The 24359-nt window shown below is 56.8% G+C and carries 19 protein-coding genes; 8 read left to right on the top strand and 11 right to left on the bottom strand.

What is annotated here, in order from left to right; all coding sequences use genetic code 11:
- Nucleotides 1-107: 107 nt before the first annotated feature.
- Together GSQ91_RS21380 and GSQ91_RS21375 are read right to left on the bottom strand one after the other, a co-directional pair.
- Nucleotides 108-1493: an ATP-binding protein gene (locus GSQ91_RS21380; protein WP_158823764.1), complete on the bottom strand. Its 1386-nt coding sequence runs from the start codon at nucleotides 1491-1493 to the stop codon at nucleotides 108-110.
- Between the two features lie 3 nt (nucleotides 1494-1496).
- A complete protein-coding gene (locus GSQ91_RS21375) occupies nucleotides 1497-2207 on the bottom strand; it encodes a response regulator transcription factor (RefSeq protein ID WP_158823763.1) in 711 nt (236 codons plus the stop codon).
- Nucleotides 2208-2366: 159 nt separating this feature from the next.
- Between GSQ91_RS21375 and GSQ91_RS21370 the strand changes: the two genes are divergently transcribed.
- The gene (locus tag GSQ91_RS21370; RefSeq protein ID WP_158823762.1) at nucleotides 2367-5234 is read left to right on the top strand and encodes a TonB-dependent receptor; all 2868 of its coding nucleotides are present in this window, start codon (nucleotides 2367-2369) and stop codon (nucleotides 5232-5234) included.
- A gap of 564 nt (nucleotides 5235-5798) precedes the next feature.
- Here the strand turns inward: GSQ91_RS21370 and GSQ91_RS21365 are convergent.
- Nucleotides 5799-6863: a LysR family transcriptional regulator gene (locus GSQ91_RS21365; protein ID WP_158823761.1), complete on the bottom strand. Its 1065-nt coding sequence runs from the start codon at nucleotides 6861-6863 to the stop codon at nucleotides 5799-5801.
- A 51-nt stretch (nucleotides 6864-6914) separates the two neighbouring features.
- Between GSQ91_RS21365 and GSQ91_RS21360 the strand changes: the two genes are divergently transcribed.
- Nucleotides 6915-7073: a hypothetical protein gene (locus GSQ91_RS21360; protein ID WP_158823760.1), complete on the top strand. Its 159-nt coding sequence runs from the start codon at nucleotides 6915-6917 to the stop codon at nucleotides 7071-7073.
- An 89-nt stretch (nucleotides 7074-7162) separates the two neighbouring features.
- Entirely contained in the window at nucleotides 7163-8167 is a 1005-nt protein-coding gene (locus GSQ91_RS21355; RefSeq protein ID WP_158823759.1) for an MBL fold metallo-hydrolase, read from the top strand.
- A gap of 163 nt (nucleotides 8168-8330) precedes the next feature.
- Here GSQ91_RS21355 and GSQ91_RS21350 read toward each other — a convergent pair whose 3' ends face one another.
- From GSQ91_RS21350 to GSQ91_RS21330, 5 genes are all read right to left on the bottom strand, one after another.
- Nucleotides 8331-10232: a M56 family metallopeptidase gene (locus tag GSQ91_RS21350; RefSeq protein WP_158823758.1), complete on the bottom strand. Its 1902-nt coding sequence runs from the start codon at nucleotides 10230-10232 to the stop codon at nucleotides 8331-8333.
- Nucleotides 10232-10615: a BlaI/MecI/CopY family transcriptional regulator gene (locus tag GSQ91_RS21345; RefSeq protein ID WP_158823757.1), complete on the bottom strand. Its 384-nt coding sequence runs from the start codon at nucleotides 10613-10615 to the stop codon at nucleotides 10232-10234. The genes GSQ91_RS21350 and GSQ91_RS21345 overlap by 1 nt, the downstream gene beginning before the upstream one ends.
- Before the next feature lie 284 nt (nucleotides 10616-10899).
- Nucleotides 10900-11379, bottom strand: coding sequence for a DUF6644 family protein (locus tag GSQ91_RS21340; RefSeq protein ID WP_158823756.1), 480 nt, complete (start codon nucleotides 11377-11379; stop codon nucleotides 10900-10902).
- A gap of 21 nt (nucleotides 11380-11400) precedes the next feature.
- Entirely contained in the window at nucleotides 11401-11898 is a 498-nt protein-coding gene (locus GSQ91_RS21335) for a DUF6644 family protein (RefSeq protein WP_158823755.1), read from the bottom strand.
- 47 nt (nucleotides 11899-11945) lie between these two features.
- A complete protein-coding gene (locus tag GSQ91_RS21330; RefSeq protein ID WP_158823754.1) occupies nucleotides 11946-12392 on the bottom strand; it encodes a DUF6152 family protein in 447 nt (148 codons plus the stop codon).
- A 565-nt stretch (nucleotides 12393-12957) separates the two neighbouring features.
- Here GSQ91_RS21330 and GSQ91_RS21325 point away from each other — a divergent pair.
- Entirely contained in the window at nucleotides 12958-13869 is a 912-nt protein-coding gene (locus GSQ91_RS21325; RefSeq protein WP_158823753.1) for a hypothetical protein, read from the top strand.
- 45 nt (nucleotides 13870-13914) lie between these two features.
- Complete coding sequence (locus GSQ91_RS21320) at nucleotides 13915-14706, top strand: hypothetical protein (protein ID WP_158823752.1); 792 nt, start codon at nucleotides 13915-13917, stop codon at nucleotides 14704-14706.
- A 184-nt stretch (nucleotides 14707-14890) separates the two neighbouring features.
- On the opposite strand, the gene GSQ91_RS21315 is transcribed toward GSQ91_RS21320, so the two are convergent.
- Nucleotides 14891-15439, bottom strand: coding sequence for a TetR/AcrR family transcriptional regulator (locus GSQ91_RS21315; protein WP_256370399.1), 549 nt, complete (start codon nucleotides 15437-15439; stop codon nucleotides 14891-14893).
- A gap of 1116 nt (nucleotides 15440-16555) precedes the next feature.
- Here GSQ91_RS21315 and GSQ91_RS21310 point away from each other — a divergent pair.
- Nucleotides 16556-18148, top strand: a complete 1593-nt coding sequence (locus GSQ91_RS21310) for a DHA2 family efflux MFS transporter permease subunit (RefSeq protein ID WP_158823750.1) — start codon at nucleotides 16556-16558, stop codon at nucleotides 18146-18148.
- A gap of 457 nt (nucleotides 18149-18605) precedes the next feature.
- Here GSQ91_RS21310 and GSQ91_RS21305 read toward each other — a convergent pair whose 3' ends face one another.
- On the bottom strand, nucleotides 18606-19490 hold the full coding sequence (locus GSQ91_RS21305; protein WP_158823749.1) for a LysR family transcriptional regulator: 885 nt from the start codon (nucleotides 19488-19490) through the stop codon (nucleotides 18606-18608).
- A gap of 113 nt (nucleotides 19491-19603) precedes the next feature.
- Here GSQ91_RS21305 and GSQ91_RS21300 point away from each other — a divergent pair, with 113 nt between their 5' ends.
- Nucleotides 19604-20599: an aldo/keto reductase gene (locus GSQ91_RS21300; protein ID WP_158823748.1), complete on the top strand. Its 996-nt coding sequence runs from the start codon at nucleotides 19604-19606 to the stop codon at nucleotides 20597-20599.
- Between the two features lie 40 nt (nucleotides 20600-20639).
- Nucleotides 20640-21407 (top strand): SDR family NAD(P)-dependent oxidoreductase, encoded by a 768-nt coding sequence (locus GSQ91_RS21295; RefSeq protein WP_158823747.1) that lies wholly within the window; start codon nucleotides 20640-20642, stop codon nucleotides 21405-21407.
- 102 nt (nucleotides 21408-21509) lie between these two features.
- Here GSQ91_RS21295 and GSQ91_RS21290 read toward each other — a convergent pair whose 3' ends face one another.
- Nucleotides 21510-24200 carry a sugar-binding domain-containing protein gene (locus GSQ91_RS21290; protein WP_158823746.1) on the bottom strand — a complete coding sequence of 897 codons (2691 nt, stop codon included), beginning with the start codon at nucleotides 24198-24200 and terminating at the stop codon, nucleotides 21510-21512.
- Nucleotides 24201-24359: the final 159 nt, after the last annotated feature.

Here is a 24359-nt window from a genome sequence, read left to right as displayed (position 1 = left end):
AACACTCTCCAGTGCAACTCGTTTTGGGATCACTGTAGATCAGTTCTGGTTTTCTATTGAGGGTCGGCCGGTGGATGGCATCAGGCGCGCACTGGCCAAAGAGGGGATCATGGCTGGTGATTTGTGGGGAACATTATCTGGATGCAGGTTCCACCTTCTGTCCGGTTGATCGCTCGCAGTGTTCCGCCATGAAGTCTCACGGCGCGTTCCGTAATGGCCAGTCCGACCCCGAATCCTCCGGTTGTGGAGGTGCGTGCCTCATCCAGGCGATAAAAGGGGCGAAAGATATGCTCCAGTTCTGGGGCGGGAATACCTGGACCGCAGTCTGTTACTTCGATCGTCGCCAGCTGCGTTGCTTCCAGAGACGTTTTTCGAATGCTGATTGTGACCAGTGTGCCTGGGTCTGTGTACCGGATTGCATTGCGGACTACATTCTCGATAGCGCGATATAACAGCTCCCAGTCGCCACGGATCGCGCACTCTGAGTCCTGTTGCAGGATGACGATACAGGGACGTCGCTGTGCCTCGTATTCAGCATCAGGCAGGATCTGTTCGCAGAGTTGGTTGAGTGAAACAGGCTTGAAAGAGGAGACGCTGTCTCTCGCTTCCATCGAAGACAGGGTGAGTAGTTGACCGATAAGCTGGTTGAGCTTTTCTCCTTCTCGCTCAATGCGCGCCAGATGCACTCCCAGCTCCGGTGTCGCATCTTCCCGCGCCAGCTCCAGTGCCACGCTTAGCCGCGAAAGTGGCGAGCGCAGTTCATGGGAGACGTCGCGCAATAAAAGCCTCTGCGCTCCGACGAGCGACTCCAGTCGCTCCGCCATGTGGTTGAAGTCGTGGACAAGCCCCTGGAACTCATCGGAGTGTGACCGCAACGCTCCCGACGGGGACGCTTCGACACGTACAGCGAGATTGCCCTCCGCAAGTTCGCGTGCGGCTTTGCGCAGACGGACGAGAGGACGGCTGAAAAGAAGTACCAGGACAAACGTCGTTAGACCACCCACTGCGATGGCGACAGGCAACTGAGGAAAGGCGTAGTGAAGAAATTTCCAATGCGGTTCTGGATGTCTTGCAGAGGCTGGAGGCTGAAACCAGACGTATTCGTAGGGGGCGCCGTCGCTGGATACAACTGGAATCAGCCATGCATAGTGGCCACCAATCTGGCGTCCATCAATTCTGTCCGGGAAATGGGTATCCAGACCGGAAAGAGAAGGTACGTTCGGCGTGCGGCAGACAATCTCTCCACTCTTCTTCAGAAGTGTCGAACCGGATGGCTCGTGTCGAGCTGCATTATCGGCAAAGCTACTGCAGCCACCGGCTTCATACGCGTGAAGCGCCGCATCTCCATCGTGCCGCAGATTGCTGTCGAGCGCATCCGACACAATATTCGGACTCGGAAAGCGCTGCCGCACGATAAGCGCGGTGGATATCACGAAGATCAGGCTTTGTGCCAGCCAGAAAATAGCGAATATTTTGAAGAACAGTCCGCGCATGTGTCAGTTCCTCCCACGCACAAGAGTTCGACGAAGGACAAGCTGATAACCCGTTCCGCGGACCGTTTTGACACGTTCTTCGCCGTTGCCGTCACCGGCCAACTTCTTCCGAAGGCGGCTTACATGCATGTCGAGGCTTCGATCAAACGGATTGAATTTTCGGCCCAGCACCGCCTCTGCCAGGCTTTCGCGTTCGACAACTTTACCGGGCGACCGCATAAGCACTTCGAGTAACGTGAACTCCACGTCGGTTAGCTCGAGCTGTTCGCCATTCCGCCGGACAGTCCGCGCTCCTGGATCAAGGGCGAGATCTTCCACAACGAGCGGAGGAGAGTCGATTCCTGCCGCCGGAGCTTCGCTCCGACGGCGGATAGCGCGAATGCGTGCGAGGAGTTCACGTGCATTGAAGGGCTTTGCAAGATAGTCGTCGGCTCCCATCTCCAGGCCGACGATACGGTCAATGTCTTCTCCACGTGCGGTCAACAGAAGTATATTGTCGGCGGAGAAGGTGCGAATCTGCTTGAGAACCTCGAAACCATCCATGCCGGGGAGCATCACGTCCAGCAAAATCATAGGCCAGGGGCGGGTGCGCGCGGCCTGCAGCCCTGAGTCTCCACGATGCACTGCGCAGACGCGAAGATCGTAGCGGCCGAGATACTCGGTCAGCATCTCGCACAACTCTACGTCGTCATCGATCAGGAGAATATCTTCCATGGCTCAACTGCGTTCCTCAGTAGGGTAAACCCGCATTACGGACAGCGATGTAAAGAATCGTCACGGCGTTGGTGACAAAGCTTTACATAGCGTTACTCAATGTGGCTGTACTGAATCGTGCGATGCGTTCTTCTGAAGAAGCTTCTGGAAGGCGCCATCATGATAAGGAAAAATACTGTTTTTCAATTCGCCCTTGGCGTGCTGTTGATGTTCTGCATGACAACTCCCATTCTCGCTCAAGTGGCCACGGGGACGATTAGAGGGACTGTTGCCGATCCCTCTGGGGCGCTCATACCTCAGGCCGATCTCACGCTCTCCAACGCAAGCGGTTTCTCCCGGACTCTTAAGAGTGGTGCTGCTGGAACATTCGAGGTGACACGCCTTGTGCCGGGCCGCTATTCCTTGAGTGTTAAGGCAAAGGGCTTTACGCCTGCTCTGGTGGGTGACGTTCTGGTATACGGCGACAAGGTTACGAGTGAGAATGTGAAGCTCGTAATTTCTGTGGAATCCAATGTCCAGGTCGCTGCTGAAGATCCAAGTTTAAGTATGAGTCCCGACAACAACGCGAGCGCCCTGGTCATCAAAGGCAAGGATCTGGATGCGCTGTCAGACGATCCGGACGATCTCCAGAATGAACTGACTGCTCTCGCTGGCCCCGCAGCTGGACCGAGTGGAGCCCAGATATATATCGACGGCTTCACTGGAGGTCAACTGCCGCCAAAGAGTTCCATCCGTGAAATCCGTATCAACCGGAATCCGTTTTCTGCACAATATGACAAGCTGGGCTACGGGCGTATCGAGATTCTGACGAAGCCTGGTACGGACAAATTCCATGGATCGTTCATGATCGATGGAAATGAGAAAGCGTTCAATTCGCTGAACCCATTTGTCACGAACGAGCCGTCGTATTACTCCACTTTCCTCACTGGCAATGCGAGTGGTGCGTTAAGCAAGAGCGCATCCTGGTTCACCAGCGTGTTCCGCCGAGACAACGCATCGAATTCCATCATCAACGCCGACATCCTTGGATCCGATGGAGCGGTACAGAATTTTACGTTGGCAGTTCCGAACCCCCAGTCGCGACTCGACATCAGCCCCCGGTTTGATTTCCAGCTCGGGGCGAACAACACGCTCACTGTGCGCTATATGTTCGATCGCCAAAAAGAGACCAACAGCGGTGTCTCCGGATTCTCATTGCAAAGCCAGGCGTACAACGTGCTCAATTACGAGAATACGGTTCAGATCAGTGACACCCAGGTTCTTAGCCCGAAGGCCGTCAACGAGACGCGCTTTCAGTACACTGCGGACCGCGATAGCCAGGCAGCCTCCGATACAGACCCGACTACCACGGTACAAGGTGCCTTTACGGGGGGAGGAAACAACTCTGGCACAGTCCGCGACAATCAGGATCGCTTCGAATTGCAGGACTACGTTACAGCCGCGGAAGGAAAGCACGCGCTGAACTTTGGCACACGCTTGCGGCTCACACACGAGGTCAACTCCTCCACCTCTGGCTTCAATGGGAACTACATCTACCAATCCCTCAGCGCCTATGCTGCGGGCACTCCGTCGGAGTATGACGTTACTGCCGGGAACCCAACGGCAGGGGTCAATCTCTTCGACGCTGCGCTGTTCTTCCAGGATGATTGGAGTCTGCGGCCGAACCTGACTCTCAGCTACGGTCTTCGGTATGAAGGCCAGAACCGCATCAGTGATCATGACGATTGGGCTCCACGCCTTTCGCTGGCATACGCTCCGGGAGCGCGAAACGGCAAAAAGGCCAGCACCGTTTTCCGCGCGGGGTATGGTTGGTTCTTCGACCGATTCTCTTCGACGTACGTTCTGGATGCTATTCATCAGAACGGAATCAACCAGCAGCAGTATGTTGTGAAAAATCCAACGTTCACGACCGACGCACCTTCGGCATCACAGCTCGCGAGCAGCAGCACGACTGCGCCCACTTTATACACGGTCGCTCCCAATTTGAAAGCAGCCACCAACATGCAGGCGGCGGTCGGGATCGATCATCAGTTTGGGAAGGCCGTCACTGTCTCCGCAACCTATATCAACTCGCGGGGTCTGCATCAGTATCTGAGCGACAACACCAATGCATACATCGCCTCAACGTACAACGCGACAACGGGAACGGGTGTCCGCCCCAACGGAATCAACGAAAACATCTATCAGTTTCAATCCGGTGGAGTGTACAACCAGAATCAACTGATGTTGAACTATTCGGTCAAGGCCCGCAAGCTATCCCTCTTCGGTTTCTATATGTTGAACTTTGCGAAGGCCGACACCTCCGGCGCCACCTACTTTCCTTCTAATCAGACAAATCCTGGAGCTGACTACGGACGAGCAACCTTCGATGTGCGCAGTCGCTTTCTGCTCGGCGGAAACTACCAAGCCCCCTTCGGGATTTCGGTCAGCCCTTTTCTGGTTGCAAACTCCGGCAGTCCATTCAACATCACCATTGGGCAGGACTTGAATGGAGACAATCAGTACAACGACCGGCCCTCGTATGCGACCGCCAGCAGCACCGATACGCTGCAAACGGCATACGGAGACTTCGATCTTGACCCGAGCGCAGATGCAACGCGAATTCCTTACAACGTCGGGACCGGACCGGCGCAGTTCAGCATGAATCTGCGTTTGAGTAAGACCTTTGGAATTGGTCCGAGAGTCCAAGGCGGCTCCACGGGTGGGACTTCCAATGGTGGCCCGGGAGGACCCGGAGGAGGACCTGGCGGGGGTGGGCCTGGAGGCGGTCCTCCAGGAGGAGGTCTTGGGCCAGGAGGCTTGAGTGGCAACACTGGGCCCCCGAGACTCGATCAGGTGGCACCGCGGCGTTATTCGCTGACCCTCTCTGCGATGAGTCGAAATGTCTTCAACCACGTAAGCCTGGCGGCTCCGGTGGGCGTACTTGAATCGCCACTGTTTGGCCAATCTACCGCGATCTCCGGAGGCTTCTTCGGTTCCGCGGCAGCCAATCGTACCGTCGACTTCCAAGCTAGCTTCAGCTTCTGAGGTGGAGTTCTGTGAGAACAGAACTCCAGTCAGACCATTTCTTGTACTTCGTATGGACTGTCTTTGACCTTCACTGACAAAGAGAAACCCATTCATCAGGAGAATAAAGAATGCATCCTCGGAAGGTAATTCGATTCGAAGAATCGGCGGTTCTACTTGCGTTGGCGCTAGTACAGTTTGCTTCCACACAAATTCTTCTTTCTGAATATTTACCTGGGATGTTTGGTGCTACGAATCAAGCAGTTCAGCCAGTCGACGGACTGCCTTCCGGGGCCCTGGTACACGATCGAGGTATCGCTGCCCACATCTGCACGCCTTCCGCTACTCTGTTATCCGGAACTCGTGTAAGGAGTCGAGCAGCGTGTTCACCGTTGGGCTAATGTCTCACCGGTTCGCTGTACCTCTGAACTGCTACTGATGGCCTCTTGGATATTTGGCAGGCCTTTGCTCAGGCGGTCGTCGATGTCGATGGATTTTGATTCGTGTTCGGCTCTCCTCACAACGGCGTGGTTTGCGCCGCTGTGGGGCGGACGCTGACGCAGAGCGCGGGATAGACGTTTGGAATTAAAGCTGTTGCGCCGCAGCAATCACGGGACAAACCTGTTCGCGAATCCACTCAAAGGCGGGTTCTTTGTCTGCGTGAGCGGTCCAGATCATCGCGATTGGAGCTACTTCTAAATTGAACGGAACTTCGCAGACTTTTAGACCAAACATACGTGCGTAACGCTTTGCAATCCGCGTTGGGAGCGTTGCTATAAATGGCGATTCGGCCGCCGCAGTAAGAACGGTCAGGAATTCCGGGGCTGCCATGGCAACGTCGAGCCGAAGATCGAGCTTCTTCAATGCGGCATCGAGGCATCCCTCGATCTCCTGCTTTTGCGACACGAGTGCATGTCTCGCCGCAAGGTACTCTTTCTGCGTGAGGCCGCGAGGAAACTTGAGCAGCTTTGGGTTATAGCAACACGAAAGCGACTGCTGAAAGAGCTCCTTGCGCCGGTAGCGGCTTGTGCCTTCTGCATAACAGCCAACCGCGAAGTCGATGATGTGATCGTCGAGCATGTGAAAGACGCTCTCGGGAGAGGCGGCTCGGGCATGCACACGAATACCGGACGCGTGCTTATGAAGGTGAGTAGCGAGTGGCGGCATCAGGATGACTTCAAGCTCGTTTGAAAAACCGATGCGGAAGATACGCTCCTCCCGGCTGGGATCAAAGGGCTGCGCGGTTAGCAGAATGCGGTGGGCCTGCGAGAGTACCTGATTGACGCCTACTGCCATGGCATGTGCTCGCGGAGTCGGCCGCATCGTCTGTCCCACCCTGACAAACAATTCATCCTGCAGCAGAAGCCGTAGCGTGGAGAGGCTGTGACTCATCGCCGGCTGCTGAATCCGCAGTTTCACCGCAGCTTTCGTAACGCTGCGTTCCTGCATCAGCGCGTCGAACACCAGCATGAGGTTGAGGTCGAACGAACGTAAATTGAAATGATCGATCGGCGAAGCTTCACGTTCGTGACTCTCACCGTGGTCTGCACCAACGAGTTGCAGGGGCGCGCCAGCGGCCGCATGTTCTTTCAATGGTTTGCTCGCAGGCTGCCCATTATGCTTTTTATCGATTCGGCGAATGCTTTGCATTGATTTGTATTATACGCAGTGGGGCCATAGTCTCTGTTTCGGAGGGACACCATGTCTCAGCAGAGCGCACTCATCACCGGAGCCAACAAAGGTATTGGTTTTGAAACAGCTCGCCAGCCTGGGCATGGCGGCATGCATGTCATCCTTGCCACCCTTCCTGCGAATGGTCTCTCTGGATCGTTCTTTCACGGGTGCGACGTTCAACCCTAGTACGTTGCGCCTACTTCCGGTGGTACGTGCGCTGCCGATGCGGTTCACTCACCGCTCACACCTGCCTCTTTCAGAAAGTGAAATCCATCATGAAACAGCTTCTTCTTACCCTTAGTTTGTGCTGCTTTACCTTTGCGGTGCGGGCTCAAGCTCCGATCGATAATCCGCAAGGTGCTCTTCAAGGAGCGAATCACTATACCTTTCGGGTAGGCGATATCGAGATCACATCGCTGTCGGACGGCACCGTTCCCCAGGACCTCCACACTTTGCTACACGACACCACCGATCAGAAAACAGATGCACTCCTGCATGATGCTTTCCTCTCCAACCCTGTGGAGACTTCCATCAACGCCTTTCTGCTCCGGGATGCAGGGCGTGTGGTGCTGGTGGACACTGGGGCTGGCGACTTCTTTGGCCCCGGTTACGGTGGCAAGCTTCTCGAGAGCCTGGCGTCGATCCACGTGAGCCCCAACCAGATTACCGATGTGCTCCTGACTCATGCTCATGACGACCACATGGGCGGTCTTGTTCACAACGGGCAGCTTGTCTTCCCGCATGCGATCGTGCATCTGAGTGCGCCTGATCTGGCCTTCTTCCTGGATCGGTCGAACTCTGCCAAGGCTCACTACGCCATGTCTTACTTCGACCAGGCATACACAGCGCTCAAGCCTGAACAGGATGCTGGCAAGATCGTACCGTTCCATAGCGGTGAGGAAGTCGTGCCGGGGGTCGAGGCTGTGATTCATCCAGGGCATACACCGGGAAGCACCTTCTACATCCTTCGCAGTCATGGCCAATCCATCACATTCGTTGGTGACATTATTCATGTCGCTGCTGTCCAGACACCGGCCCCCGAGATCACCATCGCTTACGACGTCGATCCTGCCAAAGCTGCTGCAGTACGTGAGACCTCCTTTGCTGAATTCGCAAGAGATCGCACCTTGGTCGCCGTTCCTCATCTTCCGTTTCCGGGCGTTGGGCACCTTAAGGCAAATGGCGACGGGTATATATGGGTGCCCATTCTTTACGAGAACCGAGACATTAGCAGAGGTGCAACGTTCATGGACCCACACAAGAATGGTGACAAGCCATAGCCGGCGATGGTCAAGGGCATCGCTAGCTATGCTGTAAGTAGCAGCAATTTGCCCCGGATGCTGACCTGCACCCGGGGCTATCTTTCGGCTGTAAATAAATAGGAGGCCCGGATGACTGCCTTGCGAAAGTGCCTTGCTGCAAAACTCTTTGGTCGGCTGTGGTTCAATTCGGAGTTGGTGGCTCGATGTGATCGATCATGAGTGTAGTGACGGGGGCAGTGGCGCGTGTAATGCGCAGGCCCAGTTGTTGTGCGAAAGCCTGATCAAAGAGCGGCCCGGAGGTGTGATTCGCCTCGGCCTGCTGCTCGTTTTTGACAAATTCGATATCGAAATCGATAAGACCAGAAAAATTTGTGCCATCGACTACGGAGTAGGTACGCATCCCCGGATCTTGCGAAACGTTGACGAGTGAGCCGACGGAGCTCGTGAGCTGCGATGGCGTCGCGTTGATGTAGCGAAAGTGCAGGCGGCCATCAACATTCCACGCGTCAAGGCCACAGTAGATGGGGCGGTTGACGCCTCCGGCTGACATGGTTTCCGTGGCAGAAGCGCGGCTGACGCAAGGTGTGGGGGCAGTGTGCAGGTGTAGCTGCGGGCCGGGTGCGGAGTGGGCGAGGGTGAGGACGAGGGCTGGTGCATCATGAGTCTCCGAGTGGAGGTGGAGGTGGAAACGGTCTTCGAGGAGCGAGCGCATCATGAGACGGACGTCGTCGGCTGTGGCGGACTCGGCGGCGCGGGCTTCGATGGTGTAGTTGACGTCGCGAGCCCAGGGCGGCATCTGGTCCATAAAGGATGTGGCCTGGCGTACGTCGGTGATCTTGTAGGCGAAGTCAAGGTAGAGGTAGAGCGGCGCGTTGGTGGAGAAGAGGCCGCCAGTGAAGCTTTTGCCCTGTAGCTCGTAGCCATTGAGGGATTCATTGCCGCGTTCCGGTAAATGGGGTGGAGCCTGACGGACGGATGCGACTTCGAATTCGAGCCGATGGTTGGCCTGCGCGATGAGGAGGGGTACCGCGAGTGTGCAGACAGCGACGGCAGCGAGCATGATCTTCTGCGCCGTTGTCAGGGAGCGCGTTTGGGTGCGGAGGATTGCGGTGATGCGGGTGCTGAGCGGACCGCCGCCGGTGAACCCTGCGGCATACGGGAGTGGCGAGCCGATCGCGTGACATGAGGCTTTGATAAGGCCTTGAGCGTAGATGCGGCGATTACCTTCGAGGCCAATGACAGCTTCGTCGCAGGCAAGTTCCCGCTCAGCGAGAAGGCGGGTTTCGATGTACCAGACGGCAGGGTGGAACCAGAAGAGCGCCTGCACCAGCATGTGGAGCGTTGCGGTCAGGTTGTCGCGGCGGCGGGCGTGGATGAGTTCGTGGAGGAGGATGGATTTGATGTGGTCGTCGGTGAGATGTTCTGAGAGCGAGGACGGCCAGATGAGCCTGGGCCGCAGAACGCCGAAGAGTCCCGGTTCAGAGAGAGAAGAGCACACGTGCAGCGGCAAGGTGCGGCGTGTGGGGAGCGAGGACTCGAGGCTGCGGAGCAGTGTGAGCTCTCGGCCCTGCCTGGCGAGTGTAGAAGCCTTCAGCACTTGGCGGGCGGTGCGCCATCGAGCACACCATACAGTGAGGACGAGGAGCGCGCCAATGAGCCAAATGGAAGCCAGCAGGATGATTGGCCATGCCGTAGGCAAGGGCTGTGCGGAGACGAACGGTTGTGGGAACGCGTGCGTGGGTGGCGTTGCAAAGAACGGCTGTGCAGCGGCCTGGGCGGCAGTGGTGATATGACTTGTGGGTACTGTGGTCCGGGGTGCGTAGAGGAAGCCGGAGAGCACAGACAAGGTGGAGAACGGAACGAGGAACTTGAGCGAAGCCGCGAGCCAGATGGCGTGCCGGGTAGCAGGGCGGTTGCGGCGAAGCAGGAGCGTGAGCAGCCACGCGAGCAGAAATACGGCAGTGGATTGCCAGAGGTGGTTGGCGATGGCTGGAACGATTGAGCGGAACGTCGCGGCAAGGGCCTGGACGGAGTGAAAGGCTGCGGGCGGAAGGAATACTGCTGGCTCGGTGAGGGTAGTCATCAGAACTGACCTTCTTTCTCGAACGCGCTAAGAGTGTCTTCGGCATAGGCGATGTCTTCTCGGGTGAGTTTGCCGGATTCGATGAGATGAGCTATGACAGGGCGGGACTGGCCATGGAAGAGGGCAAGCAGGTCGTTGAGGAGGCCGCGTTCCGTTTCTTCTCGCGTGATAGAAGGAGCGAAGATGTGAAAGTTGCCGACCTTGCGGATACGGCGCACTGCATGCTTGTCTTCGAGCCGGTAAATGAGAGTTTGGACGGTGGTGTAAGCGGGGCGTTTGCGGGTAGGAAGCGCCGCGTGGAGTTCGCGGATGGAGGCCTCACTCTGCTGCCAGAGGATCTCCATGAGCTGCTTTTCGCGGGGGCTGAGGCGGATAGGTGGCATCGCTACTGACCTTGTAGGAGTATTTACTACATCTAGTAGTAGGTTAAATATCAGCCACGCAGGATGGAAGTCAAGAATTTGTTTTGCTTATTTCTTTGGGGCTTGGTCTCAGGGATATTTTGAAGACGGTGCGGTGGTTTAAGCCCTGTTTTGCCCGAAGTTGCATTGCCGCTTCAGCCAAAATACAGGGGTCTCTCCGCTACGGCGCAAAAGCGCGCCTCCGGTCGAGATGACAAGGTCGGAGAATGGTCAAGAGGTCTCTCCGCTACTGCAGTTTTCGTCGCTTAGATCAATCCAATCGCTCGTCCTGCGACTCCGACGCCTAGCCAAAGCAGCATCGAGATCACTGCGATGGTTCTCTGCCCGATTCCAGGGGAAGCCGTGCCGGCACGATTCAACGCTCGACGGTGAATCGTGAAGTAGAACACGATGGAGCTTGCGAGAAGGGCCATCTTCCAGCGAAAGGCAGGGCTGAAGTAGCACTTCATGGATTCTTCCGAGAGCAGCCCGATGCCAGAGAAGATGAGCACGACCAAGCTGCCGAGCAGGATACGGCCGAGGTCGCGGCCTATGCTCTTCGCGGACTCGCCTTTCAGGATCACGCCGAGCAGGCGAAGGTCGATGAGCAACACGGAGCCGCCGAGAGCCGCAATAGCGAGCAAGTGGACCATCTCGACGACTGCAAAGGCCCACCGGCTGGTCTGCATGTAGAGTCCGAGCGGGGACTGCGAGAGGAGTTCAAACCAATGTTGGGCGGCGAGCAAGCGGATGATTCCTCAGGTGCGTTAGAAGTAAGCGATCGCGCGGCCCGCGACGATAATGCCACTCCACAGAGTGAGCGAGGCGATGGCGGCTGCACGCGCCCGCCAGGGAGAGCGATGCTGGAGTTCCCACTCTGCAACGCGGCGATAGATGGATGTGTGAAAGATCAGAGGATTGAGACCGACGAGCAGCAACAGCAAGAGCTTTATGCGAAAGGCGGGGTTCAGGTAGTTCTTCGCTGCCTCGGCCCAAAAGAGCAACAGGCCGCTTGTGAGCATCACCGCGAAGCCGGTCCAGGTGATGGGGAAGACCGCGCGTGAAACGCGGGTGACCGGAATCTCACGAAGGATAAGGCCGAGCATGCGCAGGTCGAGGATGGAGATAGAGCCGACGAGGAGCGTGATCGCCAGTACGTGAACAGATTCGATGATCGAGAAGGCGTAGTCCGACTCGCGGATCATGGTGCCGACGTGGGAGTCGTAGATGACCTGGCATATGTGTTGGAGAAGAGGTTGTGTCATTGAGAAAAATGCCGGCGCCTCCGAGAAGACGCCGGGCCTCAGAATCCTTAGCTCTTGCCGGTACCGGGCAGGTTGCCCTGTACGGTGCCGTTGTCTCCGGGGCCGCCGTCTCCGGGACTGCCGCCGTAGACCGAGCGACCGTCGGGCAGGGTTACGCGGCGAGCGTCGATCAGATGCGAGCCGTCCTTGGCGCGGTAGCCATCCACGACGATGGAGTCGCCGATCTTGAGGTCACCCTTCTTCCAGCCGCGACGGCTGAGAGCGCCGGGGCCGGCGCCTTCGCATCCCCAGTTGGAGACTTTGCCCTTGGAGTCCGACACGTCGACGTAGAAGTACGAGTGCGGGTTGGTCCACTCCACCCGTGTGATCTTGCCGACCAGCCGCGTGGGCTTGGAGCCGTCGAATTCTGCGGCGAACGAGTGATGCGCGTATGCCGGGACCGCCGCGAGAAGCGTCGCGACGATGAGAGCCGAGGTTGCGAGTTTAGCTTTCATGTCGATTCCTTTGTCGAACGAAGTGGAAGAGAAGAAACTCTTTGCGAAGGCTGTGATTGCTAGGCAATGCAAAGGCTGTGAGTGCGAGGCAAATGGAAAGGCCGCTCCGGATGGAGCGGCCTTCGATCTCGTAGGGCTTAGCTGTTCATACGTTCCGCCTGCGCTTTCGCAGGCACCACACGCGTTACAGCCGGGCGCACGCCGAAGTCCACTCCAACGGGAGCGAACAACGACAACAACGCGAAGCTGCGAGAGAGAACATGCCTGAACTTTAGGGAACAAGCCGACCCCTGTCAAGGGGACGGACTTGACGTTGTCTCAGTGATGGTCTAATTTCTGCCTATGCCCAGCATTTCCACGATGCAGTGTTCGCGCCGCTGTTGTTGCTCCTGTCGCTGAGCGCACACGCGTGAGCGGAGCCTGCAATCTCGAGCAGGCTCGGCACGATTTCTTCCAACACATACCTAACCCGTCAGTCCTGCTGCGATCGAGCAGCGAAGGATGACTCGCGTTGCATGCGGCATCTATGCCGCGTATGCACGACGGAAGAACAAGGAGTTCTCACTTGACGTTCAACCATGCCATCGCCGCATCTGCGCTAGCCGTAGTGACTCTTGTGCTCGTACCTTCATCCGGTGCTCAAGCGCAGGATTCCAAGAAAAAAGCAGACGACGCTACGGGGCGTGCCAACTCTCCGTTCTCGCGTAACGAGGCAGACCTGCCGAAGGGGCCAGCGCCACGGCTCGGCACGCATCCTGATCTCTCCGGCTACTGGGTTCCGTCGCATGCTCCGAAAGACAAGCCCATCGGAAACCTCGGTAAGGATTATCCGAACTATAAGCTGCCGTTCACGCCGGCTGGCGAAGCGGCGCATAAGTACAACGTCGAGCACACGATCGATCCCGAGGCGCTCTGCATCGTCGGCGGCTTGCCGCGCCACAATGCCAGCGGACTTCCGTTCCAGCTTCTGCAGGGAGAGGACCACACGGTGTTTCTCTACTGGTACACCACGTACCGTCTGGTGGCCACCGATGGTCGCAAGCACGATCCTGATCCCGATCCTTCGTTCTTTGGCGATGAGATCGGATCGTGGGCTGACGAAACGTTTGTGATCGACTCTACTGGCTTCAAAGAGGGGCGCACGTGGGCGGACGAGAACGCCGATCCTCATAGCGACGCTCAGCACGTCGTGGAGCGGTGGACAAGGCCCGACATCGGTCACCTGCACCTGGAGATGACGGTGGATGACCCGAGATACTACACCGAGCCCATCCATTACCAGCGGACCTGGTTGCTCGGCAAGCCGGCTGACGAGGTACGGGAGTTCTCCTGCTCGGAGGACAACGTGGATGCTCCGCACCTCGGGCCTGGTCCCGGTGTGATTGCACCGAACGGCGAGCGCGGCTATGAGAAGCTCGCACCGCTGCCGCCTCCGCCCTCGAAGGATCATCCCGCTGTCACTTCGATTCCGGACTAACGTGGACGAGAGTTGCGACCGAAATTCCAAAAAAGAATGAGAGACATGATGCAATCTGGATTTAGTCTGCGACGTACACAAGCTGTTCTCGTGCTTACAGTCAGCTTCGCAAGTGCGCTGGTATCGCTCGCACAGACACGCAACAAGCCCGCTCCACCATCCGGCGTGGAGGAGGTATGCTCTATCTCCTTCGACCAGGACAGTGTTCGACCTGCGCGTGTAGAGAACAGTGCATTGCCGTGCCTGAAAGAAGCTGTGAAGCGGCTCAAGGAGAGAGCCGACCGGAAGCTCGTGCTGGTCGGCGTAAAGGATCCGGCAAAGGATCACGAATTAGCCGACAACGGTTCGATGCGGGAAGAGGAGGACACGACAGGCCTGGATGTCAGGCTCGAAGACCTTTCGGCGTATCGCGCAGTGAACACGAAGTGGTATCTGGTGCAGTATCTGAATGCAGACCCCACACGCGTTTTGCCTACGACGGACGAGAGCTACTTCGCGCAGACAGTGACTTTCTATCTGGTGCCAGCGTCGGCGGATTTCAATCACAACTTCCTCGGCACGACGAAGACCAATGAGCACCCGTGCACAATCAAGCCGTGCTACCCGCCGGATGAGGAGACGCTAACGGCGCAACGGCGCTCACACATCGCGGAGAACGCCGCAGGAGGGCCGTTGCCGGAGACGCGCGCCGATCAGCTGGAGCTTGCGGCTGAGCAACGCCGTCGCGCTGGGTCCGCCAAGGCGGCTGCGAAGGACGCGCATAACGAGCCGCCACTCACCCCGCTGCCTCCGCGCCCAACGCCCGAGCATCCAGCTACGGCTTCGATCATTCCGTAAAGAGGGAAACGCGAGCCCTTGTCCGTAGCCTAAAGGCTATGGCTCCCTCCGCTCCGCGACGCTGAAGCGTCAAGTAGCGGAGGGCAACACTGATTCTTCAAAAGTTTCAGGCTCGCCCGCGCGGGCTGAGTTGGATAGGAGGTGCCCGCATGACTACCGTGCGAAAGTGCCCGGCTGCAAAAGATCACGTAGACGATATCAAACGATCGAACAGCGTTTGGATCAGACTGCGCGTGCTCTTCTGAGAGAGTTCTGAACCAAGTATTCTCTGCGTGACAGCCAGACCGTGAGCGAGATTGATGATAACCGTGATGAAATCATCCGGCGTCAATCTCGAAGTGACATCGGGAGATCGCAAGAGATCCCTAACCAGCTCGCTTCCGTCGTGAAGCTGCTGCCGATGTGCTTCAACGAAGCGCTTCCGGATACTTTCGCTTCGAAGAGCACCGATCTCGAATTCAGCGCGAAGCACAATCCAATCATGGTCTGTCATCAGGTCGGCAATGCCGTCCCGTAATTTCTTCACACGCTTCCTGGAGGAAGGCTCGTCCTTCAGCAGAGACCGGAAGAAATTTAAGTGGCGCGCCTGTTCGTCATGGATGACAGCGACAAACAGCTCTTCCTTACTGTCGAAGTTAGAATACAGTGCGCCCCGGGAATAACCGGCATCCTCCGCGATCTTCTCCGTCACGGCGCCACCCAGCCCGAAACGCAAAAAGTGCTTTCGTCCCACGGCGATCAGTGTGGCACGGGTCTGGGCTCGACTTTCCTCGCGGGTGAGGCGCTTTCGCGGCCTTGCAATGGTCACAAACGATCTCCTTCCAATGATTGCCGGCGCGATCTTCTATTGATGATCGTGGGGACACGCCTGAAGACGTTCTGAACGGCTGTCGGACCTGTCCGCTCCAGAGTTCGATGAACACTCTGCATCCAGATACGATAACAGCTGCAACTGCGCTCAGGCGCGAATCAATCTGACGATCACAACCGCTGCGATGCCCACAACTACTACGATGGCAAGAAGCACGTACAACAGATAGACCAGCGGAATATCTTCAACGTCATTCTTCATCTGGTTCCTCCTTGACTATTTGCATGTCGGAACCTCCTGTCGGCTGCGGCCAGCGGCTGGTAGATCCCAGGCGTACCAGGACGATACCCAAAGCCAGGCACGCGGCCGCTGTTATTCGCAACAGAGGTACGTATCCCAATCCCGCCCATGCGAAGTGCGCAGAAAGATCATTCTGACTGGTACTCATGGAGATACCCAAAGTCCCTGAGATCATGCAGATCATTCCCAACCCCAGGCAGATCCACTGCTCGATCACAACAATCAGGCTGACGGGAAAGCGGCTCTGGTTGGCTCCTGCCTTCTTCTCTATCCTTCGCTCGGAATTCAATGTGTCCTCGCGATCGAGGCCTCTATCCACTCCCTGATGGCTTTGGGCACTCCCGGAAATCGCAGATCTACCTGAAGTCGCCAACATCCGACCTACGCCTGAGCCAGCCATCTCCGACACCTCCATAGCGTCTATTTACATACAATACGCTTTCAGATACAGTTTGTCTTTGAGTGAAGAGTGATGCTTTCAGATGAAGTCGCGATGGAAAGTCGATTGAGCTTGGTCCCGGCGATGGTCGAGAAGCTTCGGTCTGACCCGGAATTGCGATCACGCATTGACGGACGCGAAGCCGCGTTTTACGTAGCGATCTGGGAAGCGTTGGCCATTGCCATCACTCATGGATAAGGTTCAGTTTCGCAATCAGGGCACGGAAATCTATATGCGCATGAATAGACGTCGGCAGCCATAAACCGGTCCGCAAAACTTCTGCATGGAAAGGGAGTGCAATGGCAGCAGATGTATCTAGTGGCGGGCAGTGGAAACCTGACGTCAATCCATGGCTCATTGCTGGGACGGTCGCGCTGGCTGCCTTCATGGAAGTTCTGGATACCTCCATTGCGAATGTTGCCCTTCCGCATATTGCCGGCGACCTCGGCGCCAGCACCAGCCAGGGAACCTGGGTTCTCACCAGCTATCTGGTCTCCAACGCCATCATTCTGCCGGTTGGTGCATGGGCGTCGAGTGTCATCGGCCGCAAGAATTTCTTTCTGCTCTGCATTACCATCTTCACCGCGGCAAGCTTTCTTTGTGGTATCGCGCCTACCCTCCCAATCCTGCTTCTTGCGCGTGTTCTTCAAGGAGTCGGAGGGGGTGGCCTCCAGCCTATGGCACAAGCCATTATGGCGGATTCGTTTGAACCGAAGAAAAGAGGCCAGGCCTTCGCGCTTTATGGCCTCGTCGCTGTACTTGCGCCTTCTCTCGGACCGACGATCGGCGGTTGGATCACGGACAACTACTCGTGGCGGTGGATCTTCTATATCAATCTGCCGGTTGGCATTCTCGCCTTCTTCCTGGTCAGCCGACTGGTTCAAGATCCGCCCTGGATCAAAGCCGACCGTTCCAACCTCAAGAAACTGGATTACATCGGCCTGGGTCTGCTGACCGTTGCCATGGCTGGCATGCAGATCATGCTCGATAAGGGTGAAGAGAACGACTGGTTTGCCTCCAACTTAATCCTCATCTGTGGCTTGCTGTTCGTTGCTGGGATGACCGGTCTGATCTGGTGGCAGTGGCGAGCTAAGAATCCCATCATGAATCTGAGGCTCTTCAAGTACAAGAACTTCGCTATCTGCTGCCTGCTCATGATCCTGGTCGGCGGCGTCTTGAATGCTGCAACCGTGCTGGAGCCGCAATTCCTACAGCAACTGATGGGCTATACGGCAACTCTTGCGGGAGAGGCGCTTACGGGCGGTGGACTTGCCCTCCTGGTCATTATGCCTCTTGCGGGTTTTGCTACCGGCAAGTTCCCAGCAAGGAACATGGCCGCATTCGGCTTCGCCTGCTTCGCCATCGCGTTCTATTACACCTCCACGCACTTTACGCTCGACATGACCTTCGGTTTTGCTTCCTGGCTCCGCATCCTTCAGATGTTCGCGATTCCTTTCGCGTTCATAGCGATTACCACTGCGGCCTATGTGGGGCTTCCGAAAGAGGCGAGCAACCAGGTTTCGGGAATCATTAATTTCGTTCGCAACGTTGGCGGAAGCATCTTCATCGCCGTCACTGGGGCGATCGTCACCAACCGGTCTTTGTTTCACCAGGCGCATCTGCAGGAATACATGCAGCCCGGTAATCCCGCATTCGTCAGTCGGCTCAATGCGTTGACCGCCTACTTCGGTGGAAGCGGAAAAGGGCCAGGGCCTTCGCTTATGGCGAGAGCTGAGATCTACCAGGAGCTTAATCAGCAAGCAACGGCGATGGCGTATCAGGACATCTACCGTCTGCTCTCATGGATGGCAATGGGCATGATCGTGTGTGCCTTCATTCTCAGTAAGAACAAACCCGGAGAGGGAGCACCCAAAGGAGAAGCTGTGCACTAGCGAAGCGCTTTGTGAGGAAGGCGGCATTGATAGAAGCAGTTCCAGCCAGGAGACAGGTCCCAATGTGCGACGAAAAGAAGAACCCAATTATTGCAACTCGGCAAGCACCCGTCGGATTAGTTGCCGATCTCTTGATGACAGCGGAGAGGGAGCTAGCAGCCTTCTATACGGCAGTCGTACGAAGGTATGGTCCAGGGGAAGCGAAGAGGGCCGCATACGATTGGATCGAAGAGATGGAGACGATGGATTGGCCCTTAGACGAAACTATCCCGAACTGGCGCCACGTTTCAATCGTCACTGCCGATTGTGTGGCCTCCAGAGTCATTGAGCACCCACCAAACCTGTGATGGCCAGAAACCGCACAAATTGGCTAGTCGATTCGAGTATGAAGTCTATTGGGTCAACTTGTTCCATTCCGTGCTTCTCAAACCATGCAGAACTCGAGATGCTCTTGCGTTCACTCTGACACTCGAAGCGTTTCGATCAGCGCGGCTAAAGCAGCAGGTTGATTCCGGCGGCTGGGATAGTACAGAAAGTATCCGGGGAAGGATGGGCACCAGTCTCTGAGGACCTGAACTAGACGTCCCTGTGCAATCAAGTCCCTCAGTGAATCTTCCATGGCTGATCCGATGCCTACACCATCGAGCACGGCCTGGATGACGAGGTCTGGATCGTCGAAAGAGGCGGGCCCCTGCGGGCTGACAGTAAGGGCCTTGCGACCCTTCTCAAACTCCCACCGGTAGAGGCCATTGCTGAAGCGGAAGCCGATGCAGGCGTGGTCTTTCAGATCCTGCGGATGTTTCGGGATGCTGTTGGATTTGAAGTACTTTGGAGATCCCACTATAGCGAGGCGCATCTCTTTGGTCACCCGGACGGCAATCATGTCGCGTTGAATGAATTCACCAAGCTGCACACCTGCGTCGTACTCTCCCGCTACAAGATCGACAGGGTCATTGGAAGACGTGACCTCCAACACGATTTCAGGATAGTTGCGAGCGAACTGAGCCAGCTTCGGTAGAACTACCTTTTTCGTCGCTGTTCGCGGGATGATGAGTCGTATCCGTCCGGAGGGAGTCTCTCTCTGCTTCCGTGTCTCCGCAACCGCTCGCTCGATCCGCTCCAGGGCAGGCGCGAGTTCATGAAGAAGGGCTGTGCCCGCCGAAGTCGGGGAGACGCTTCGTGTGGTTCGTGCGAGTAGCTGAAGTCCCAGCCTCTTCTCGAGTCCGCTAATGGAGTGGCTCAGCGCGGACTGCGAGATGCCCAGGCGCGCGGCGGCGCGTGTGAAGCTACGCTCTTCCGCCACGATTGCAAATGCCGAAAGCTCTCCCAGATCGTTTCTCATGATTCATGCATTTTACTCATAACTCCTTGCATCGAAAACCACCTAGTCTCATAGACCGTTGCTGCCTACACTTGCATCAGATGGACTACGGCACCATCGACACAGGAGAAATCATGCAAAAACGCACACTAGGAAACAGCGGCCTTGAAGTCTCAGCTCTCGGCCTCGGCTGCATGGGCTTGAGCTTCGGTCTTGGGCCCGCGACGGAAAAATCAGAAGCCATCAAGCTCATCCGCGCCGCTGTCGAGCGTGGCGTCACCTTCTTCGACACAGCCGAAGTCTACGGCCCGTACGTCAACGAAGACGTCGTTGGCGAGGCACTCGCGCCCTTCCGTAAAGACGTGGTCATAGCCACCAAGTTCGGCTTTGAGCCAGATCCCAACAATGACGGCAAGTGGACTGCCCTTAACAGCCATCCCGACCATATCAAACAGGTCGTGGAAGCCTCGCTCAAACGCCTCCAGACCGACACCATTGATCTCCTTTATCAGCACCGCGTCGACCCGAATACGCCCATCGAGGAGACTGCCGGCGCCGTCAAAGACCTCATCCAGGCAGGCAAGGTCAAACACTTCGGGCTGTCCGAAGCAGGCGCAAAGACTATCCGTCGCGCACACGCCGTGCAGCCTGTCACCGCATTGCAGAGCGAATACTCCCTCTTCTGGCGCGAACCCGAGCAGTCCGTCATACCCACGCTCGAAGAACTCGGCATCGGTTTCGTCCCCTTCAGCCCTCTAGGCAAAGGCTTCCTCACCGGGAAGATCGACGCAGCCACCAAGTTCGACAGCACCGACTTCCGCGCCATCGTCCCACGCTTTAGTGAAGAGAATCGCAAAGCGAATCAAGCTCTCGTCGGAGTAGTCACTCAATTCGCGGAACAGCAGAAAGCCACACCTGCGCAGATCGCTCTCGCATGGCTGCTCGCGAAAAAACCATGGATCGTGCCAATCCCCGGTACAACCAAACTCTCGCGACTCGAAGAAAACCTTGGCGGCGCAACCATCACGCTCAACCCTGAAGAGGTGCGCGCGCTGGAAGAAGCCTCGTCCGCAATCAAGGTCGAAGGCGAGCGTTATCCCGCAACCCACCAGAAGCTGATCGACCGCTAAACGCGATCGGCCTCACTCAGGACGAAATACGGAGAGAAGAATGAACATCACCTTTGAAGATAGGGTCGCCCTGGTGACCGGCGCAGCCTCCGGTTTAGGTCTCGCGACCGCAAAGGCTTTTGCTAAAGCCGGTGCCTCTGTCGTGCTCGCCGACTGGAACGAAAAAGAAGTGCAAGTAGCGGCGAAAGACCTCGCGAACGAAGGTCATAAGACGCTTGCCATCCGCTGTGACGTGTCAGACGACGCGCAGGTGGAAGCCATGGTGAAGCAGACTGTTGCTGCATTCGGGCGACTTGATGCAGCGTATAACAACGCAGGCATCCAGAACGTTCTTGCTGAAACTGCGGACTCTCCCCGTGAGGACTACGACCGCGTCATGGGCATCAACCTGCGCGGTGTGTGGAGCTGTATGAAGTTCGAACTCCAACAGATGCGGGAGCAAGGCAGCGGCGCCATCGTGAACTGCTCCTCACTCGGAGGTCTCATCGGCGGCAATCAGCGTGGAACATATCATGCGGCGAAGCACGGCGTCATCGGATTTACGAAGAGTGCGGCGCTTGAATATGCTACGCGCGGAATTCGTGTGAACGATGTTTGCCCCGGTATGATCGAAACCCCGATGTCCGACAAGATGATCGCCGAAGGCCAGGGACCAGAGCTCGACAAGATGCTGCAGACCCTCGTTCCAATGAAGCGGCTGGGACGGCCCGAGGAGATTGCGGATGCCGTCTTGTGGCTTTGCAGTGATGCAGCAAGCTACGTTACGGGCCAGTCGATCTCAGTCGACGGCGGCTATGTGATGCGCTAGACGCTGATGCTTCTATGGGGTACGAAAATAAAACGCCATTGGATACGGCTTTCCTGGTATTGCCTTAGAGCGGTGGCAGTATTCGTCTATGCTCGCGGAATCTTAGTTTGTGTTCCATCCGTGCGCGGTGACGATCGGTTTGTCGGAGCCTAACATGTTGGACTGATAGGTGGCTGTGATCTCGCGGCTCTCTCCCGGCAGCAGGGAGAAGTAGTTGTCCTGCCAGAGAACAGGGAGAACCTCTTCTGCGGTCGCCCCTTTGTCGAGCTTCAAGCGAATGAAGAAGGCCAGGCTATTTCCCGGATTCCGAATCGTCACGCGAGTGATCTCCTCATCGCCCCGTTTTTCAGTGGTTGTCTCCGTCACTAATTTGACCTTCGGCAACTGAGACAGCGCCGTGAAGTTGCTCTGCGAGGTTGTGGGTGTTGTGTACCAATTCGACTTCGTCCAATTGAAGGTCTCGGGTGTGGTGGACAGCCAGTAGAAGTTTGATCCCACTGTCTTCCCGGTTTCATCCTGCAGATCCAGTTTGAGGAAGTAGGTGGGAGTCAGGCCATGAATCGCGGGAAGAGTAAAGAGGCGAATCTTGCCGTCTGCCGGAATATCCACGGTCTCCTGACGAGAGAACTTCTTCGTCATATTGAGGTTGTAGATGGTGGCACTGGCCTTCAGGCCCTTTGCGTCCTGATACTGGCTGCTGATCACCCAGATTGCATGATCGTCGTAGGAGTACAGGGGATGCAGTGGCTCCAGGGCGATCTTGGTGCCAAAGTAACCACCGCCCGGACGCAGATAGTAGTCGTACAGATGCCAGATGACGGAGGGCCACGCGTTGTTCAGCATCCACTGGATCACGCCGGTGGAGTCATACTTGTTGCGGCTATAGCTCTCGAACATGGCGCGGGTGCCTTCGTACGACATCATCTGCGACTTTTCGGCGTAGTCCTCAACACTGCTCGCCGGTCCGTAGCGCGCGTTCAACGACTGTGTGTAGATGTCCAGGTCTTTGAAGACGCCGCCTCCGGCATGAAAACTCCAGGTGGAGTCGATGGGCCAGAGGTGATCTTTTCCGAGCATGGCCGTAAGGCTTTCGACAGGAGGTACGGCCGGCCCGGCGCTGGTCTCGGTGTTGAATCCATGAGCTCCTCCGCAACCGCCGAGCCCACAGGTATGGTCCGGCTGGTTGGCTTGTGAGTCCTGCAGCCAGTAGGAAGGTGCAACGTAGTCATAGGGACCCGTCATGCGCGCGCCATTCGGGGCGCCGCCGACACCAAGGTTCGCCGTGGCCGAAGAGAGAAGGGGATTGGGCCAGCGCAGCTCCTTTTCGATATCGAGGTAGACCTGCTCCTGATCCGGCGGAGGCTGATTGTCGCTTCCGTTCAGCCACATCACCAGGCTCGCGTGGCTGCGCAGTTGCAGCATCTGCGAACGCAGCGACTGTTTGGCGATGTCATGATCTTCCGCAGTCCACTTGGCCCAGTTTTCCCAGTGGTCGCAGCAGCTCCATCCAGCCATGACGAGAATGCCACGGCGGTCAGTCTCGTTAAAGAACTCCGGTGTCTGCGGTCTTCCTTCCAGACGAACGGTATTCAGGCCCATGTCCTGTACGTAGTCCATCTCATCTTTGAGGCGTTCCGAGTTCTCGCGCAGCATGAGATCCATGGCCCAGCCTCCGCCGCGAATCAACAAGGGTTTTCCATTGATGCGAAAGAGCCGCCGTGTGTTCTCTGTAACCTCCGAGGTGATCTGGCGTATGCCGAACTGCGATTCTGTGGTGTCCGATACCTGACCCTTGATATCGAATTGCAGGTGCAGTTCGTGAAGGTGAGGCGTCCCCATCTGGGTTGGCCACCATAGCTGCGGATGCGTGACGATCAGCTGCGGGAAGTCCGCCGGCTCGAAATTGACATCTTTTGTCTCTCCTGGCGCAAGTGTCACATCCTTCTTAAACTCGATCTTCTCGATCCGGCCGTGGAGAGTGCCCTGAACGCTTTTATCCGACGCATTCTTCAGTTGTGCGGTCACGCTTAGCTTTGCCTCATCGTTTTGAGGCGAGTTCACCTGGGAGAACACGGCGGGGTTGCGCACCGCGACCGGGCCGCTTGTGGAGAGGAACACCTCGCGATACAGACCCATATCTTTATCGGGAGGCATCGGGTTCCAGTCGACGAAGGTAACAGCAAGGTCATTTTCGGTCGGAGCAAATACTTCGACGGCCACAACATTCTTGCCCTCGGCCTTCACGGCCTGCGTGATATCGAACTCGTAGTGTCGCCATGCTCCAGCGACCTTTGTCGTGTCGGCGATCTTGTGGCCATTCACCCAGATGTTGGCGCGGTAGTTGATGCCAAGGAAGTTCAGCCAGATCGTCTTGCCAGCCTCGTCCGCGGGCAAGACAAACGCCTTGCGATACCACCATGAGGGGGCGAAGGGGCTGGTGGGCTTCATTGGAACTCTGGAGAAGTTTTCGCTGACAGGGTAATCCACGCCGGGAAGGCTGCGCAGATTCATCCCGACGGTGGGATCCGGATAGATCTTTGCCTTCACCAGGGCTGCCATGACGGTTGTAGGGACAGTCACGGGATACCAGTCTCGCGCCACAAAGCTGTCTGCGGAGATCTTCTCTCCCGGCTCCTGCACTTTGGCAGACGATTGAATCTCCCAGCCCTGGTCCAGCTTGATGTGGTGAGAGCTGGCGGTCTGAGCGCTGCCGGATGCGAAGCCGCAACAGGCAAACGAGAGGAGAACAAGAAGACACAAGGAGCGGACAGGCTTGCTTTTCCGATAAGTCATAAACATGTTTGTCTCACGTGTAGATGAGTGGCCCGAGACTACCTTTGAGGCTCGATGAACCTCGGAGTTTGCGATGCGGCTATCGTATGTTTTCGGATTCCCTAACTATGATGAGATCCTAAATGTTATTTAGGAAGTCTGGCTAACCAGGGCCCTTAG

Source organism: Granulicella sp. S156 (assembly GCF_009766105.1).
Taxonomy (GTDB): domain Bacteria; phylum Acidobacteriota; class Terriglobia; order Terriglobales; family Acidobacteriaceae; genus Granulicella.
This window is presented reverse-complemented; position numbering and strand designations above follow the sequence as displayed.